Origin of the sequence: Paraburkholderia sp. SIMBA_053 (assembly GCF_046534895.1) — a bacterium.
Lineage (GTDB): Bacteria > Pseudomonadota > Gammaproteobacteria > Burkholderiales > Burkholderiaceae > Paraburkholderia > Paraburkholderia caledonica.
Window position 1 is genome coordinate 1 of the sequence record NZ_JAWRXU010000081.1, and the last position, 515, is coordinate 515.

1 protein-coding gene is annotated in these 515 nt (G+C 64.1%); it reads left to right on the top strand.

From position 1 onward, the window contains the following. Positions 1 to 74 precede the first annotated feature (74 nt). Positions 75 to 515 (top strand): DAK2 domain-containing protein (locus SB753_RS34645; RefSeq protein WP_410804545.1); only part of this gene is annotated, 441 nt, incomplete at its 3' end.

Consider the following 515-nt stretch of genomic DNA (forward strand, 5'->3'; position numbering starts at 1 on the left):
GGGCAAACGGTCGGCGTGTCACTGCCGCCGCGCAGCCTTCTTTATTTTCGTTCCGACGGCAGGAGGATTCCGGCATGAACGGCAAAACGGTCATGGCGTGCATCGAGGCTGCGCATGCAACGCTAAAGGAACACACTGAGGAGATCGCCGCGCTCGATCAGCAGATCGGCGACGGCGATCACATATTCAACCTGTTGCGCGGGGTCGATGCACTGCTCGGCCTGCGCGCCGATATCGAAGCCGAAGCATTCGCACCGGCGCTGGATCTCGCTGCGTCGAAATTGCTGTCGACGGTGGGCGGGTCGTCGGGGCCGCTGTTCTATTCGCTGTTGCACGGCATGGCGAAAGCGTCGGCTGGGAGCGGGGACATTGCAAGCGTGCGGGACGCGGCGCGGATCTTCGCCGCGGGTGTCGATGCCGTTGCGCAGCGCGGCAAGGCCGGTATCGGCAGCAAGACGATGATGGACGTGCTGATTCCCGTGGCGTCGCGGCTGGCGGAACTGGCTGACGACGAT